This window comes from Aureimonas altamirensis, from assembly GCF_023702225.1.
Taxonomy (GTDB): domain Bacteria; phylum Pseudomonadota; class Alphaproteobacteria; order Rhizobiales; family Rhizobiaceae; genus Aureimonas; species Aureimonas altamirensis_B.
In genome coordinates, this window is the sequence record NZ_JAMQCO010000007.1 from 276,805 (window position 1) to 292,427 (window position 15,623).

Below are 15,623 nucleotides of genomic sequence, written 5' to 3' on the forward strand. Positions count from 1 at the left end.
TCACTCGGCGGCAACGGGTCCGAGGCCGACCGGGCAAGAGACGCCCGTGCCGCCCAGCCCGCAATAGCCGTTGGGATTCTTGGCCAGATATTGCTGGTGGTAAGGCTCGGCGTAATAGAACTCGGGCGCATCGACGATCTCGGTGGTGATCTTTGCCGTCATGCCGGCGTCGTCCAGCGCGCTCTGGTAGGCTGCAAGGGCGCTCTCCGCGGCCTGCCTCTGTTCCGGACCGTCCACATAGATGCCGGAGCGGTACTGCGTACCCACGTCATTGCCCTGCCGCATGCCCTGCGTGGGGTTGTGGCTTTCGAAGAACAGCTTCAGCAATTCCCCGTAGCTTATCCTGGCCGGGTCATAGGTCACGAGAACGACTTCGTTGTGGCCGGTCCGGCCGCTGCACACTTCCTCATAGGTCGGGTTGGGCGTATATCCGCCGGCATAGCCGACGGCGGTACCGAGAACCCCGTCCGCCTGCCAGAAGCGGCGCTCGGCGCCCCAGAAGCACCCAAGCCCGAACAGGGCCGTACGGGCGCCCTGCGGAAACGGACCCTTGAGGCCCTCCCCGGTGACGTAGTGCCTTTCGGCGGTGGCGATCGGCGTGTCGCGGCCTGGCAGCGCGGCGGCCCTGTCGGGCATTTCGGCCTTGCGCAGGAGACGGTCGAGAATGGACATGCGACCCTCGCTTCGTGTCGTTTGGTGAAGGCCCCTATGTGGGAAGCGCCGGCACGGCCGGCAAGGCCGTCAGTGCCGCAGGGCCGCTCGGCGGCGGATGGAGGCAGGGCGGGCCGTAGCCCCGAAGACGAACAAAGCCAGCGCGGCCAGCGACGGCGCGGCGGGCCAGTGGGCCGTTTGTGCCCAGAACCAGGAGAGGATGTCGGCGCCGGTTCCGCTGAAGGCCGGCAGTCCGGCAGGCATGTGCGGTGCGGCCAGCGCCGCTGCTTCGGCCAGGTCCATCAACCGCCAGTCCGACGCGGCCAGAGAACGCGCGACATCGCCGACGCCCAGCACACATGCTGCGGCCAGAACGAAGAAGGCGACGAATCGGAGCGCGAAACGGATCATGAGTAGAGGCCTGTTTCCCCTGTTTTCGAGCCTGCCGATCAGAGCCTGCGTCGGCCTCGATCACCCTATCCTGGCGATGGTTACGGCATGATTACCCCTTGGCGGCGGGCAGTACCAAAAGAAAGTTCGCGCAGCGCTTCGCTGAAGGCTTGAACGCGAAGCGGTTCTGGCTATAGTCCGCGCCGACCGGTTCGGACGCCTCTTCCCTTTTACAGGCTGGATGGCACGCCCGCCCCTTCGGGGCGGTGTCGACGCGAACCGACGGAGGGGTGGCCGAGTGGTTGAAGGCGCACGCCTGGAAAGTGTGTATACGGGAAACCGTATCGGGGGTTCGAATCCCCCTCCCTCCGCCAGAACCGCCGATTGCCGCACAAGATTGCAATAATGTCGTTTAATTATCAAATAAATAGCCGTTTTTTCAGTTAACTTAAGTAGACAGGTTTTTGCACACCCTACCAGTTAGCATGAACTTTTGCCGCGACTGCCGATCATACACCAGGGCGCGAACATTTGCGCGGTCACACGCGGGCTGACGATGTGACCGAAAAGGGGGAGCTCGTCCTCAATTATGCGGGCTGTAACATGAGCCCGGAGATTTTCTCTCTGGACCTCCAGGATAGTCATTCGGCCAACCTCAATTCGCCCTTCATGCTCGTGAAGGATAGGTCCGGCGCGCTACAGCGGCTCGCCGATGCCGGTGGCGATGTCACGCTGCGGCTTTTCCCGGGCCTTGGCCATTCCATCAGCAAGGAAGGGCTCGATCTGTCCGCCTGACCTCTCTCCGCCGCTCGAAGCGGATCGGGGCGAGCGTTATCGCCCCGATCTTTTGCACCGCTGCGATTAATTTCATCAACGCTTACCTCCATGTAAGTACTTATAAAAACTCATCATTGGTTTTACCCGTACGTCATCGCACATCGAGACAAGGAACTGCTTCATAACCATCGCCGGTAAGTCCCGTCGGTAGTTGTGGACAGCGACATAGACAAATTCAAAAGGACGAAAACATGAAAAGATCGAAGTCTGCGATTTCCCTTGCGGCGGGGGTCCTCGCCATCGCCGCAGTTTCAGGGCCCGCTCTCGCCCAGCAGAGCGGACAAAGTCGTTGGCCTGAAAGCCGCTCGGGACAGCCCGTACCGACAGTCGAAGGGATGCCGAAGGAGCTCGCGGAGCGCCTCTCGACGTTCGATGATCTGGATTTCCGGGTATACACCAACCAGCAATGGGACGATCTCCACAAGAGCCACGCCGAGAATATCGTCGTGCATTACCCCGATGGACACACCACCACCGGCATTCCTGATCACATCAAGGAACTGAGCGGCATGTGGACCTTCGCGCCGGATAACCGGATCACGCAGCATCCCGTTCGGTTCGGCACCGCCGATGGGGAATGGACCGCCGTCATGGGATATCTTGACGGGACTTTCACCCAACCCATGGACCTGGGCAACGGCAAGGTCATCCAGCCGACAGGCAAGGCATATCACCTGCCCATGGCAACGTTGGGCCATTGGAACAAGGATGGGGCGATGGATGAGGAATATCTGTTTTGGGACAATTCGACGTTAATGCAGCAGATCGGTGTAGCCCCTTAAAGTCGGGCCAGGCGCACCTTTGATGTTGGGTCTATCACCCGGACCCGGACCATGTGGTGCGTCAGCGGATACGGCCAGTCTGGGCTTCTGCCAGAACGCCCATCGCCTCCCAGACTGGCATATCAAGCCAACCGTCGGCACCCTGTATCCGAGCTGGAAGTATCGTCCCGCGAAGGTCAGGGTCATCATCACTACACGGTCGAGCAGCTTTGGGATGAGTCCCAAGACGCCGCGTGCGGTCCAGGTCTTCGCGGATCGTGTTGGTGAGAACGCACCGGGACCGATTGGCGCTGCCAGCTCAGACGCCAGCAGGAAGCTTGGACCGCATCATTTCCTTCCGATCGAGCTTACGACCATCCACGATGAAAGTGCCGTCCCCGACGGCGTGCAGCATGCGCTTCTCTTTGCGTGCTTCGTCATAGTAGGCCGCAAGGCCAGACAGCACGACGATACTGTGGCGTTCAATAATGTCCGTGACGCGGCATTCGATGTTCGCCAGACACTCGCTGATAAGTGGGGCCCGCACGTGCTTTCCAGGCAGAGCTGTCAGGCCGAATTTCTGGAACTTATCCGTATCCTCCCCCGAGCAGGTCCCGATACCGATGACGGTATCGATCATGTCGATGGTCGGTATCGAGATCACACATTCCCGCGACGTCTCGAGAGCGGCATAGGAATAATTCCAGGTGCCCGTCGTGAGTGCGAACTGCGCCTGAAACCCCATGACCATCGACCATGTGATGGTCATGATATTGTTCCGTTCGCCGTTGTTGGTCGTCACCAATACGACCGGCCCCGGCTCAATCAGGGTAAATGCTTTTTCCAACGCGAGTGGATGCATGTCGTGATCCTTGGTTTGGCGTGATGACACCATAATATGCGCTCGCTCGCAGCCCTTTGGCGATTTCGCGCCTGCCAGATTTGGCAGGCGCAAAGGACTGCTCGGCACTGTAAACCGTGGGACGTCGTAGTCCCGGATCAGCGATAGACGATACTGCCATCGGTCAGGATCGCCTGACCGGTGATGTAGTCATTGAAGGTAGCCAGCGTTTCGCCGGTGTAAGGATTGATGGTGGCGTAGGCCATGAAGAAAAGTCTCCTACAAGCCTGTCTCAGCCTGACAAAGGACTGGGCTGCTTGATATGTCGTGGGTCAAACGAGGGCTATCAAACGAGCCACGCGCGGCTCATGCCTGAGCCCCAAGCGCATCGCTGACGCTGGCCGACAGCGGGGTGGTCGGACGGCCGATCAGCTTTGAAAGCTGCTTGACGTCGTCGAACAGCGCGTCCTGGGAGGCGCCGACATCCCAGCCGGCGATCGATGCCGCCAGCGCTTGCGGCAAGCCGAAGCCGGCGAGCACCGTTGCGTATTCGGCTTCGGGCAAGTTCTTGTAGGGAATATCCTTGCCGGTCTGCCTGGAGATTTCCGCGGCAAGGTCGGTGAGGGTCCAGGCGGTGTCGCCTGCCAGCTCATAGGTCTTTCCCTCATGCCCTTCGCTGGTCAGGACCGCGACGGCAGCTTCGGCATAGTCGAGACGCGGGGCGGATGAAATCTTGCCGTCGCCAGCGCTGCCGATCAAGGCGCCTCCCGCCAGCGCGCCTGCGATCGAGCCCGTATAGTTTTCCGAATACCAGCCGTTGCGCAGGATCGTATAGCCGATGCCGGACGCCTTCAGCGCCGCTTCCGTTTGCCGGTGTTCTTCGGCGAGGCTGAGTGGCGACGTGTCGGCATGGAGTAGGCTGGTATAGACGATCCTCTTGACCCCGACCGACCTGGCGGCTTCGATAACGTTGCTGTGCTGCACCGCGCGCTGGCCGACTTCGCTAGAGGAAATCAGCAGCAGCGTGTCGACGCCGACCAAAGCCGCTTCCAGCGTTTCCGGTCTTGCGTAATCTGCAGCGCGTGCAGCGACACCCAGATCGGCCGCCTTTTCGGGTGAGCGTACCAGAGCGACGATATCGGCGGCCGGGACTTTCGCCTTCAGCTTGGCTATCACGATACGGCCGAGATGGCCGGTCGCTCCTGTTACGGCGATTGTCATTTTGACAACTCCTTGTCTTGCGTTGTTGTCAACCACATGTATGACAGTTGCTAACGAATAATAAGTACGTACATGAAGGTAAGTTTGATGACGCTGGACAAGCTCGCGCGACACGGCAGTGAGGTCGCGGTCGAAAGCCTTTCGGAGAAGATCGAGCGCGGCAACCTGATGGCGGAAGGCTGTCCGTCGCGTGAGGTGCTCAAGCATGTGACGAGCCGATGGGGTGTTCTGGTGCTGATCGCCCTGATGTCGGGCACGCAACGCTTCAGCGATCTGCGCCGCAAGGTGACCGGCGTCAGCGAACGGATGCTGGCGCAGACGCTGCAATGGCTGGAGAAAGACGGGCTGGTCGACCGCAAGGCCTACAAGGTCGTGCCGCCCCATGTGGAATATACGCTCACCCCCCTGGGGCAGGAGGCTGCCGGCAAGGTTCGCGATCTGGCGGACTGGGTCGAAATCGCCTTTCCTCAGATCTTGCAGCACTGGAATGAACCGCAGCATGAGCGTTGATCAGGCACCTCGGGGCTAACCGGTTAGCAGCGGATCAAGCAGAAAGATGAGAAGGTATGCCGTCGAACGAACCTGACGATCCTCACAGCCGCCACGGCCATGCGGGGCCGGAAGAGAGCGCCAGGGTCCGCGACCCCGTTTGCGGCATGGAGATCGATCCGGCGGCAACGACGCACCATTCCGAGTTCGGCGGGCGCCGCTTCTGGTTCTGCTCGGCTGGCTGCAAGGCCAAGTTCGAGGCGGCGCCCGAAGGATATGCCGCTTCGGCGGCCGAAGACCCCGGTGCCGCCGAAGGGGATCACGCGCGCCATCATCAGACCGTTTCCAAAACGCTTCCGGACGGCACTGTCTGGACCTGCCCGATGCACCCGGAAATTCGTCGCGACGGCCCGGGAAGCTGCCCGATCTGTGGCATGGCGCTCGAACCGGTGGTGGCGACAGCCGAAACGGGACCAAGTCCTGAACTGAAGGACATGACGCGCCGCTTCTGGATCGGCCTGGTTCTGGCGGTCCCGGTGTTCCTGCTGGAGATGGGCTCTCACCTCGTTCCCGCGCTGCATCATCTGATTCCGGCCCCTGTCTCGATCTGGGTGCAGATGATCCTCGCGACGCCGGTCGTGCTCTGGGCGGGCTGGCCCTTCTTCCAGCGCGGCTGGGCCTCGCTGGTCAACCACAGCCTCAATATGTTCACGCTGATCGCCATGGGCACCGGCGTTTCCTGGGCCTACAGCATGGTCGCAGCGCTCGCTCCCTCGCTGTTTCCGGAGGCCTTCCGCGCCGCCGACGGAACCGTGGCGGTGTATTTCGAGGCGGCAGCCGTCATCACGGTACTGGTGCTGCTCGGACAGGTGCTGGAATTGCGCGCCCGCGAGAAGACATCGGGCGCAATCCGCGCGCTGCTCGATCTCGCACCGAAAACCGCGCGCCGCATCAACGCGGACGGGAGCGAGCAGGATGTACAGGTCGATGAGGTCGCGCTCGGCGACCGGCTGCGCGTGCGGCCAGGCGAGACGGTACCCGTCGATGGCGTGGTGGAGCACGGCCGCTCCTCGCTCGACGAATCCATGGTGACGGGCGAATCCATGCCGGTGACGCGGGCGGTGGGCGACAAAGTCGTCGGCGGCACGCTCAACCAGACGGGGGCGCTGGTGATCGGGGCCGAGAAGGTCGGTCGCGACATGATGCTGTCGCGCATCGTCCAGATGGTCGCCGACGCTCAGCGTTCGCGGGCGCCGATCCAACGCGTGGCGGACCAGGCCTCGGGCTGGTTCGTGCCGATGGTCATCGCGATCGCCCTGATCGCGTTTGCTGCCTGGGGCATATGGGGACCGGACCCGCGGCTTGCGCATGGACTCATAGCCGCCGTTTCGGTGTTGATCATTGCCTGCCCCTGCGCGCTCGGTCTCGCGACGCCCATGTCGATCATGGTCGGTGTCGGCAAGGGTGCGGGCGCTGGTGTGCTGATCAAGAATGCCGAGGCGCTGGAGCGGATGGAAAAGGTCGATACCCTCGTTGTCGATAAGACAGGTACGTTGACCGAGGGAAAGCCTGGAGTGATGCAGATCGTCGCGGACGAAGGCTTTGACAAGGACGAGATCCTGCGCCTTGCCGCCGGTGTCGAGAAGGCCTCCGAGCATCCGCTCGCACTCGCCATCGTCGCTGCGGCCGAGGCGAAGGGGCTATCGGTCCCGCCCGTCGTGGCCTTCGACAGCCCGACCGGCAAGGGCGCGCTTGGAATAATCGAGGGTCGACGCATTGTGATCGGCAACGCTGCCTTTCTTGGCGAATACGGTCTGGACGTGTCCCCCCTTGCAGATGCGGCCGAGGCGCTGCGTCTCGATGGCGCGACCGCTATTTATGTCGGGGTCGCCGAAAGCGTCGCGGGTATCTTCGCCATCGCCGATCCCGTCAAGGCCACGACGCAGGCCGCGCTCGATGCGCTCCACGCCGAGGGCATCGGCATCGTCATGCTGACGGGTGACAACCGCACGACCGCCGAAGCGGTTGCCCGCCGTCTCGGCATCGATGAGGTTGAAGCCGATGTGCTTCCCGATCGGAAAGCCGCCGTCGTCGAGAAGCTGAAGGCACAGGGCAAGGTGGTCGCGATGGCTGGCGACGGCGTGAACGACGCCCCGGCGCTGGCTGCCGCCGATGTCGGCATCGCCATGGGCTCCGGCACTGACGTCGCCATCGAAAGCGCGGGCGTCACTCTGCTTAAGGGAGACCTGACCGGCATCGTCCGGGCCCGCAAGCTCTCGCAGGCGACCATGTCGAACATTCGCCAGAACCTCGTCTTCGCCTTCATCTACAACGCTGCAGGGATCCCGGTGGCGGCAGGCCTGCTCTATCCGCTGTTCGGCATATTGCTGTCGCCGATCATCGCGGCTGCGGCAATGGCGCTCTCATCGGTCAGCGTGATCGCCAATTCGCTGAGACTGAGGGCGACGAAGATATGATGCAAAACGCGGACAAACCCTGAAGGAGAGGAACCTGGGCCGGGTCGCATCCAGGAAGTGAAATCCCCTATGTTTGAGAACCGTGCGAGGGTATGTTTCATGCCCTAGCGCCGACGTGAAGCAGCGTCGCTCAAGATGGCAGAAAATATCGCATCCTAGAGAACTATGGAGTAAATATAGTTCTCATCGCTATCCCGCCTCATCATAGCGGCGTTCCCACTTTTCGCTTGAGGAGCGCCTCGAGCCAATCGGCGAAGACCTGGAGCCGGCGCGACAAGTGCCGGCGGTGCGGGTACAGAAGGTTCAACGGCATCGGCTGGGCGCGATGGCCCGGCATGATCTCGACCAGCTCCCCGGCCTCCAGATGCGCCTCGACGTCGTAAGCCGGTATCTGGATGAGACCGAGTCCCGCAAGGCAACAGGCAATGTAGGCTTCCGCATCGTTGACGGTGACCCGGCCGCGCATCGACATGCGGTGTACCGTCCCGCCATCGACCCATTCCCAGTCCTCCACCCGGCCGCTGGCAGGCGATGCGTAATTGACCGCCCAATGCCCCGAGAGATCGCCCGGCCTGAGGGGTGTGCCGTAACGCGCGATGTATCCGGCACTGGCCACGTTGATCAGGAGAAGACTGCCGATCGGCTTGGCGATCAGGCCCGAATCCGTCAACGAACCCACCCGCAAGGCGCAGTCGACGCCATCCTCGATCAGGTCGACCGTACGGTCGGTGACGCCGAGTTCGACCTCCATGTCCGGAAAGGCATCCAGGAATTGCGGAAGCGCCGGCGCCACGATGAGCCGTCCGACGCGTCCGGGAACATTGACCCGCAATCGGCCGGACGGGCTGGCGCCCGGCCTCCGGAAAAGCCCCTCCATATCTTCCACGTCCGAGATTACACGCTGACAGCGCTCGTAGAAGGCGAACCCGTCCTGCGTTGGAGAAACCTTGCGCGTCGTCCGATGCAGCAGGCGCGCGCCGACGCGACTTTCCAGCTCCTGCACCGCCGCCGAAACGGACGAGCGCGGAAGGCCCAGCGTATCTGCCGCGCGTGTAAAACTGGAGCACTCCACCACCCGCGCGAAGGTGCGGAAAAGATCGATCCTGTCCACGCGACATCAACTTCCGATTGTTCGCCAATTCTGACAGGTGTTGCTCCAGACGACGGCTTTATCACCTGACGTCAGACGATAGGTTCGCATGGTTCAATCGGCAAGGAGGCAGCCATGATCCACCACGCCATCGATGGGAAGACCGTCATCATCGCCGGGGGCGCCAAGAATCTCGGTGGCCTGATCGCCCGTGATCTTGCTGCCCATGGCGCCAAAGCCATCGCCATCCATTACAACAGTGCCTCCAGCAAGCCACAGGCCGACGAGACGGTTGCAGCCATCAAGGCGGCGGGCGCGGAAGCCATCGCCTTCCAGGCGGACCTGACGCGCACCTCTGCCGTAGAGGCACTGTTCGCCGATGCGGTGGCAGCGATCGGCCGTCCGGATATCGCCATAAACACCGTCGGAAAGGTCTTGAAGAAGCCGATCGTCGAAATCGACGAGGCCGAATACGACGAGATGAGCGCCGTAAACGCAAAGGCAGCCTTCTTTTTTATCAAGGAAGCGGGCAGGCACCTCAACGACAATGGCAAGCTGGTGACGCTCGTGACCTCGCTGCTCGGCGCCTATACGCCCTTCTATGCCAGCTATGCCGGCACGAAGGCGCCCGTGGAGCATTTCACGCGCGCGGCGTCGAAAGAGTTCGGCGAGCGGGGGATCTCCGTCACCGCCATCGGCCCCGGCCCGATGGACACGCCCTTCTTCTACCCGGCGGAAGGAGAAGACGCAGTGGCCTACCACAAGACCGCAGCGGCGCTTTCCGCCTTCTCGAAAACAGGACTGACCGATATCGAGGACATCGTCCCCTATATCCGCTTCATGGTATCCGAGGGCTGGTGGATGACGGGCCAGACGATCCTGGTCAACGGCGGGTATACGACCAAGTAGGACGCGCCCCTACAGCATGCCGGCGACATGGTCGCCCAAGGCCCTCGCGGCGGTGGAGGGCCTGTCTTCGGAATAGGCGACCGAAATGCCGATCGCCGGCAGCGGCGGCAGGCCCTCGGCCACGATGGACAGTTCGGGCGGCACGGCCATCCGGGTCAACACGCTGACTGCGTGGCCGGACCGCGCGAAGGCGATCAGGCCCGCAAGGCTGTTGCTGGCGAAGGCGACCCGATAGCGGCGGCCGGCGGCTTCCATTGCGTCGCAGGCGGCCCGATAATCCGCGGTCGACGGCGCCGACAGTGCCAGCGGCAGGAACTCCTGCTCCAGAATCGCGGGCCGCTGCTCGCTGGCCACCCATACGAAATCCTCGCGCCGAATAGCCTCCTCGCTGCCGGGCGGCACCGAGACGAGCGCAACGTCCACCTGCCGTCGATGCAGCATCGGCCGCAGTTCGATGGTGGGGGCGCAGACAAGGCGCAACGCCACATCGGGATGCGTGGTGCAGAAACTGCGCAGCAGATCCGGTACCAGCGCAATGGAATAATCTTCGGGACAACCCAATGTCACCAACCCCTTGAGCGAGGTTCCGCCAAGGTCGGCCATGATCTCGTCATGTCGCGCGAGAAGCGACTGTGCATGCGCCAGCAGCTTCTCGCCGGCTGCGGTGAGGCGCACACCGGACCCGCCGCGATGCAGCAGCCTTTGGCCGATCGCCTCCTCGAGCCGATGCATCTGCATGCTGAGCGCCGACTGCGTGCGGCCGACCTCCAGCGCGGCCTGGCTGATCGAACCGGCGCGGGCGACGACCGTCAGATTGTAAAGGGATGTCAGATCCAGATGACGCATTGGCGGCCCATCGATTTCATCGATATCCGGAACGAATACTATCAATTTGCGTGAGACCGCAATCGGCCCTATCCCTTGTTGCGACGCAATAGGAAAGGCCGCTGCCATGTCCCTGAACTCCGATGCCGCCTTCTGGGCCAGCGCCGACAAGCATCTGACTCGATACGGGCCGAGCTTCGAAAACCTTATCGTGGAAAGTGCCGAGGGCAGCTTCGTCCACGATGCGGACGGACGGCGGATCCTGGACTTCACGTCAGGCCAGATGAGTGCGGTTCTCGGCCATACGCATCCCGACATCGTGGCGACGGTCGATCGGCAGATGCGCTCCGTTGCGCATCTGTTCAGCGGAATGCTGTCGCGCCCGGTCGTCGAGCTCGCCGAGCGGCTGGCCGACCTTGCGCCGGGGCTGGAGCGCGTGCAGCTTCTGACGACGGGGGCGGAATCCAACGAGGCCGCGATCCGCATGGCCAAGCTGGTCACGGGCGGGCACGAGATCGTCGCCTTTGCGCAGAGCTGGCACGGCATGACGGGCGCTGCGGCATCGGCGACCTACAGTGCCGGGCGCAAGGGCTATGGGCCGGCGTCCGCCGGATCGTTCGTCATTCCGGCCCCCAACACCTACCGACCGCGCTTCTCCCATGCCGACGGAAGCGTCGACTGGCAGCGCGAACTGGACGACGCCTTCGAATTGATAGACCGGCAGTCCACCGGCAATCTCGCGGCATTCATCGCCGAGCCGATCCTGTCCAGTGGCGGCATACTGGAACTTCCCCTCGGATATCTCGCCGCGCTGAAGCGCAAATGCGAGGAGCGCGGCATGCTGCTGATCCTCGACGAGGCGCAAACAGGCGTCGGACGCACGGGCGACATGTTCGCCTACCAGCGCGACGGAGTGACGCCGGATATCATGACGCTGTCCAAGACGCTGGGCGCGGGCATGCCGCTGGCGGCCGTCATGACGCGACCCGAGATCGAGCAGGCAGCCTTCGAGCGGGGCTTCCTGTTCTACACCACTCACGTGTCCGACCCGCTTCCGGCCGCTGTCGGCGTGACGGTACTGGACGTCGTCGCCCGGGACGGGCTGGTGGAGCAGGCGCGCAGGCGTGGCGCGCAACTGGAAGCCGGCCTTCGGTCGCTGCAGCAGCGCTTCGAGTGCGTCGGCGACGTGCGTGGACGGGGCCTGCTTCTGGGCTTGGAGATCGTCACCGACCGGCACAGCCGTGCACCCGGTTTCGAGCTTGGCGCCGCGATCATGGACGAGGCGATGAGGCGCGGGCTCAGCATGAACATCGTCAAGCTGCCGGGCATGGGCGGCGTCTTCCGGATTGCGCCTCCGCTGACCGTTTCGGCAGAAGAGATCGACCTCGGCCTCGATATCATGTCGCAGTCCATCGGCGCAGTCGTCGGCGATGCCGGCGCATGAGCCGGAATGCCGGTGCCGTCAGTGGGCGAAGGCGGCGTGCCTGACGGGCTCGGGCTCCGTGGCCGACGCTGCCATGAGGAGGTCCAGTGTCTTCAGAAGGTCGGTCTCGTCGACGCGGTAGCCGCCGGGCGCACGCGCCGCGACCAGAACTCCGAAGCGCATGCCGGCTGCACGGGCATAGCCGGCATTCGTGGCGGTGAACCTGTCCGCCGGGACGAACGAAAGGATCGCGGTGCCGGGCCTGGCGGCGGTGTAGATATGGTTGAGGTGGCTGCCGTCCATGCTGACGACGACGGATGCATCGCGCAGCCGGCCATGCAGGAAGGCGGCGCTTGCGCCATCCAGCTCGATAACGTCGAACCCCCGACTGGCCAATGCCTCGCCGATGGCCAGGTCGTTTTCGATCACCCGCGCCGTGCCGGTGGCCCCGCGTCGCAGATAGACCGCCGACGGGCCCGCGCTCGAAGCAGGCATGGCATCGCGCAGCATCGCCCGCATGCGCTGGTAGCGTTCTCGCTTGGATGTACCTTGCCCGTGGTCCTGATAGACCGTCAGTTCCCCCACCCGCACGCTTGGCGCCACGGTTGGCCGCAGACCGAACGCGGCAAGATATTCGCCGGCATGGGGCCAGTCCGGGCGATCGTCCAGCAGAAGCGCATCCTCGCCGGCGCCCAGCATGGCCGTTGCGCAGGCATCCTGCAGCCAATGGCCGAAATAGCGACGTGAGACGGCGCTCATGCAATAGAGCGCCCTGTCGGAGCGTACGGCGCCCTTCGTACGGATCAGAGGCAGGCTTCCGCTTGCGGCGCGGAAGGCATGGCCCGGCACGTCGTAACCCGCCGCATGAACGACGGCGTCGCGCAACGTGTAACGGATGACCGCAGCGTGGGTGACGAGGCCAGGCCGGCAGGCCGAAAGCTCGCCGGCAAGGTTGCCATGGCCCTCGACGGCTGCTGTCGCACGCTCGAGCTGGCCGGGCAGGTGGACGGCCGGACAGGCGCTCCATTCCGTCTCGGCGGGCTGGACGACCTCGGTCCGCACGGACGCGGCCTCCAGCGCCAGACCTCCGGCCAGCCGTCTGCGCAGGTAGTTCACGATCGGGCGCTGATAATACACAGCCACCTCCAGCAGGGGCTCGGTGCCTTGGATTGCGGGGACGTTACGCTTCGGGCACCCAAACGGCAATTCACCCAAGAGGATCGGCCATCGGCCATCCGGATGGGCATGCTGCGTTGCATCATCCGAAAGAGGCCGTGCAATTCTATCCACGCGGCGCGAAATAGATCACGGCCGCACCGGCAAGTGCCATCGCACCGCCCATCATATCGAAGCGGTCGGGGCGAAGCCCCTCGGCAAACCAGAGCCATGCCAGCGAGGCGGCGATGTAGATACCGCCATAGGCCGCGTAGGCACGTCCGGCGGCTTCGGTTTCAGCCAGGGTCAGCAACCATGCGAAGGCCGCTAGACAGACGACGCCGACCGGAACGCAAAGAATGCTCTTGCCCAGCCGTAGCCATGCCCAGAAGGCGAAGCATCCTGCGATCTCTGCCAGTGCTGCCGCGACGTAGATGGGCAGGATGGTCACCAGACGCTCCGAGAGGCGGGGGTACGGAGCGCGGCGCGACGACGCACGAACCGAATGACGTTGACATCCATGGCGGAAAGGCGGCCAAATCGGGACAGGCGCATGGACAAGGGGGATGTCATGGCCATACAACAGACACTGTTCACCAGCCTGGTCCTTGCTGTTGCATTGCTGGGCTTCGGTATGGTTTGAGACTACGGCGATCCGGATGCGAACTAGCCGGGACGCTCGAGCGCCGCCGGATTGCCTTTCGACAGATACGCGATGACGTTTTCCGCCAGTTCGACGGAATAGCGAAGCACGTCGAGCGGCTCCACGCTCAGGCGGCCTCGCTCAACTGCCAGGATCAAGGCCTGGAGCAGGTCCGACTGCCATGCCAGAAGCGTCTCGGCGTCACCGTTGGTCTCCACCCGCGCGGCCAGAAGCGCATCGAAGATACCCCCGAGTTCGTCGGTTTCCGCAGAGGTGAGATTCTTCAGGTCCCGGCTCTCCACGAACTCGTTGAGAAGCCCGGCGACCTTCTCCGCTCTCATAGACGCTGCTCCAGAAACACGCTCATTCGTGCCGCCTGATACCGCAGCTTCTGCGCGGTCTCAACTTCAAGCTGCGGACACCGAGTGAGCTTTCACTCCTGGTCCTCGACGGAAGCGTCCGCGACATACTTCTTTATCGACTCGATCGCCCGATGCGCTCCGGCCTTCGACGAGTATCCCTCCGTCGAGAAGATGACTTCCGAATTATACTTGAACCGCACGCGAAACTCGCCCTTGCCGTCCTTGTACACCTCGAACTTGTGCGCCATGCCCGCCCCCACTTTTCAATCACAGCGGGGAGTTTCGATCGGCGGTCACGCCTTGTCAACGCGCGTCCTTAAAGAGGCCGTCGTGGATTCATTGGACAAGCGTACCGACGATCCGTCATGTCTGGTCTCGCGATTCCAATGCGAGGGCCACATGTCGACTTCCAATGCCCCGACCGAACAAAGGCGCCTCTACCAGCAGGTCGCGGACCAGATTCGCAGCCTGATCGCGGAAAAGGGGATCCGGGAAGGAGGCCGGTTGCCGCCCGAGCGGGATCTTGCCCAACAGATCGGCGTATCGCGCCCTTCCCTGCGCGAGGCGCTGATTGCCCTTGAGATCGAAGGCACGGTCGATATCCGCATGGGCTCGGGAATCTATTACCTCGGCGCTCCCGAGACACCCACCAAGCCGCACGGCGACAGCCCGAACGACCTGATGGAGGCGCGCATCGCCATCGAGACGGCGGCTGTCTCCATGGCATGCGCGCGCGCCCAGCCGCAGGACTTCGTGCGCCTCCGCGGGCTGTTACATGCGATGGAGGTCGATATCGACGCGCACCGCCACCCGCTGGACAATGACCGCATTTTCCATATCGAGATCGCAAGCCTGTCCGGCAACAGCGTGCTGAGCCGACTTGTCGGCGATATGTTCGAAGCGCGCTTCAGCCCGATCTTTACGCAGTACCGCGAGCATTTCGACAATCGTCAAAGCTGGCTTTCGGCTTACGAGGAACATGTCCAGATCGTGGACGCCATGGAGGCGCGCGATAGCCTGCGCGCTTCAGGGCACATGGCGGCGCACCTTCTGGCGTCACTGCGGCGTTGGGAACGGGAGACCTGACCGCACGGGTTCAGGCGAGCGGAATACTTGCCAACGCGGCCAGCAAGGCTTCGCGCTCTTCGCGGAACAGCCGCTCCACGGCATCCGTCAGCGCCATGGTCGAGACCGAACGGGAAAGGAGTTCCCCTACTCCGCGCTCGATCGCGTCGGCAGCCATACCTGCACCGGGCAGACAGGCGAGATCGGCGTAATCCGGAACCCAGTTGAGAATTGCGCGGCCGTCGAAGGACCGCCCAGACAGAGAGTGAACCATGTAGCCTGCACGTTAGATGAATTGCCAATTTGAAATTGACATACTTCATATGATGACAACTGCAGAATGTGGCATCTCGCCTCATCGCCGTAATAGGTAGATGGCGTTTTCCCGCCGACCCGGTCCGCGAATAACACACAGGCACATGCCGAACGCCAAAACCCGCGCGTTGGAGCGGGGTTATTGTGATTGTTGTGTGTTTTGGTTGTT

The 15,623-nt window shown here is 63.0% G+C and carries 18 protein-coding genes and 1 tRNA gene; 8 read left to right on the forward strand and 11 right to left on the reverse strand.

Annotated features, from left to right (window positions below; translation table 11 throughout):
• Window positions 1-672 carry a peptide-methionine (S)-S-oxide reductase MsrA gene (gene msrA, locus NDN16_RS13700; protein ID WP_251114133.1) on the reverse strand — a complete coding sequence of 224 codons (672 nt, stop codon included), beginning with the start codon at window positions 670-672 and terminating at the stop codon, window positions 1-3.
• 69 nt (window positions 673-741) lie between these two features.
• Window positions 742-1,062: a hypothetical protein gene (locus NDN16_RS13705; protein ID WP_251114134.1), complete on the reverse strand. Its 321-nt coding sequence runs from the start codon at window positions 1,060-1,062 to the stop codon at window positions 742-744.
• Between the two features lie 263 nt (window positions 1,063-1,325).
• Between NDN16_RS13705 and NDN16_RS13710 the strand changes: the two genes are divergently transcribed.
• The 3 genes from NDN16_RS13710 (at window position 1,326) to NDN16_RS13720 (ending at window position 2,660) form a co-directional block, all read left to right on the forward strand.
• A tRNA-Ser gene (locus NDN16_RS13710) sits at window positions 1,326-1,415 on the forward strand.
• 229 nt (window positions 1,416-1,644) lie between these two features.
• Window positions 1,645-1,836, forward strand: coding sequence for a hypothetical protein (locus NDN16_RS13715; protein WP_251114135.1), 192 nt, complete (start codon window positions 1,645-1,647; stop codon window positions 1,834-1,836).
• Between the two features lie 233 nt (window positions 1,837-2,069).
• On the forward strand, window positions 2,070-2,660 hold the full coding sequence (locus NDN16_RS13720) for an ester cyclase (RefSeq protein WP_251114136.1): 591 nt from the start codon (window positions 2,070-2,072) through the stop codon (window positions 2,658-2,660).
• A 298-nt stretch (window positions 2,661-2,958) separates the two neighbouring features.
• Here NDN16_RS13720 and NDN16_RS13725 read toward each other — a convergent pair whose 3' ends face one another.
• The gene (locus NDN16_RS13725; protein ID WP_251114137.1) at window positions 2,959-3,501 is read right to left on the reverse strand and encodes a flavin reductase family protein; all 543 of its coding nucleotides are present in this window, start codon (window positions 3,499-3,501) and stop codon (window positions 2,959-2,961) included.
• A gap of 345 nt (window positions 3,502-3,846) precedes the next feature.
• A complete protein-coding gene (locus tag NDN16_RS13730; RefSeq protein WP_251114138.1) occupies window positions 3,847-4,701 on the reverse strand; it encodes an SDR family oxidoreductase in 855 nt (284 codons plus the stop codon).
• Window positions 4,702-4,788: 87 nt separating this feature from the next.
• Between NDN16_RS13730 and NDN16_RS13735 the strand changes: the two genes are divergently transcribed.
• Both NDN16_RS13735 and NDN16_RS13740 read left to right on the forward strand, forming a co-directional pair.
• Window positions 4,789-5,211 carry a winged helix-turn-helix transcriptional regulator gene (locus NDN16_RS13735; RefSeq protein WP_251114139.1) on the forward strand — a complete coding sequence of 141 codons (423 nt, stop codon included), beginning with the start codon at window positions 4,789-4,791 and terminating at the stop codon, window positions 5,209-5,211.
• Window positions 5,212-5,267: 56 nt separating this feature from the next.
• Window positions 5,268-7,667, forward strand: a complete 2,400-nt coding sequence (locus tag NDN16_RS13740; RefSeq protein ID WP_251114140.1) for a heavy metal translocating P-type ATPase — start codon at window positions 5,268-5,270, stop codon at window positions 7,665-7,667.
• Between the two features lie 202 nt (window positions 7,668-7,869).
• Here the strand turns inward: NDN16_RS13740 and NDN16_RS13745 are convergent, their stop codons facing one another.
• Window positions 7,870-8,778, reverse strand: a complete 909-nt coding sequence (locus NDN16_RS13745; protein WP_251114141.1) for a LysR family transcriptional regulator — start codon at window positions 8,776-8,778, stop codon at window positions 7,870-7,872.
• Window positions 8,779-8,892: 114 nt separating this feature from the next.
• Here NDN16_RS13745 and NDN16_RS13750 point away from each other — a divergent pair, with 114 nt between their 5' ends.
• Complete coding sequence (locus NDN16_RS13750) at window positions 8,893-9,666, forward strand: SDR family oxidoreductase (RefSeq protein ID WP_251114142.1); 774 nt, start codon at window positions 8,893-8,895, stop codon at window positions 9,664-9,666.
• Window positions 9,667-9,675: 9 nt separating this feature from the next.
• Here the strand turns inward: NDN16_RS13750 and NDN16_RS13755 are convergent, their stop codons facing one another.
• A complete protein-coding gene (locus tag NDN16_RS13755; RefSeq protein WP_251114143.1) occupies window positions 9,676-10,512 on the reverse strand; it encodes a LysR family transcriptional regulator in 837 nt (278 codons plus the stop codon).
• 106 nt (window positions 10,513-10,618) lie between these two features.
• On the opposite strand from NDN16_RS13755, the gene NDN16_RS13760 reads away from it, so the two are divergent.
• Window positions 10,619-11,935 (forward strand): aspartate aminotransferase family protein, encoded by a 1,317-nt coding sequence (locus tag NDN16_RS13760; protein WP_251114144.1) that lies wholly within the window; start codon window positions 10,619-10,621, stop codon window positions 11,933-11,935.
• An 18-nt stretch (window positions 11,936-11,953) separates the two neighbouring features.
• Here NDN16_RS13760 and NDN16_RS13765 read toward each other — a convergent pair whose 3' ends face one another.
• The 4 genes from NDN16_RS13765 to NDN16_RS13780 form a co-directional block, all read right to left on the reverse strand.
• On the reverse strand, window positions 11,954-13,051 hold the full coding sequence (locus NDN16_RS13765) for a glycosyltransferase 61 family protein (RefSeq protein ID WP_251114145.1): 1,098 nt from the start codon (window positions 13,049-13,051) through the stop codon (window positions 11,954-11,956).
• Window positions 13,052-13,196: 145 nt separating this feature from the next.
• Window positions 13,197-13,520, reverse strand: a complete 324-nt coding sequence (locus NDN16_RS13770; protein WP_251114146.1) for a YnfA family protein — start codon at window positions 13,518-13,520, stop codon at window positions 13,197-13,199.
• 215 nt (window positions 13,521-13,735) lie between these two features.
• Window positions 13,736-14,053 carry a hypothetical protein gene (locus tag NDN16_RS13775; protein WP_251114147.1) on the reverse strand — a complete coding sequence of 106 codons (318 nt, stop codon included), beginning with the start codon at window positions 14,051-14,053 and terminating at the stop codon, window positions 13,736-13,738.
• A 92-nt stretch (window positions 14,054-14,145) separates the two neighbouring features.
• The gene (locus tag NDN16_RS13780; protein ID WP_251114148.1) at window positions 14,146-14,322 is read right to left on the reverse strand and encodes a YegP family protein; all 177 of its coding nucleotides are present in this window, start codon (window positions 14,320-14,322) and stop codon (window positions 14,146-14,148) included.
• Between the two features lie 151 nt (window positions 14,323-14,473).
• Here NDN16_RS13780 and NDN16_RS13785 point away from each other — a divergent pair, with 151 nt between their 5' ends.
• Window positions 14,474-15,160, forward strand: coding sequence for a FadR/GntR family transcriptional regulator (locus NDN16_RS13785; protein WP_251114164.1), 687 nt, complete (start codon window positions 14,474-14,476; stop codon window positions 15,158-15,160).
• Between the two features lie 10 nt (window positions 15,161-15,170).
• Here the strand turns inward: NDN16_RS13785 and NDN16_RS13790 are convergent, their stop codons facing one another.
• Entirely contained in the window at window positions 15,171-15,413 is a 243-nt protein-coding gene (locus NDN16_RS13790; RefSeq protein ID WP_251114149.1) for a hypothetical protein, read from the reverse strand.
• Window positions 15,414-15,623: the final 210 nt, after the last annotated feature.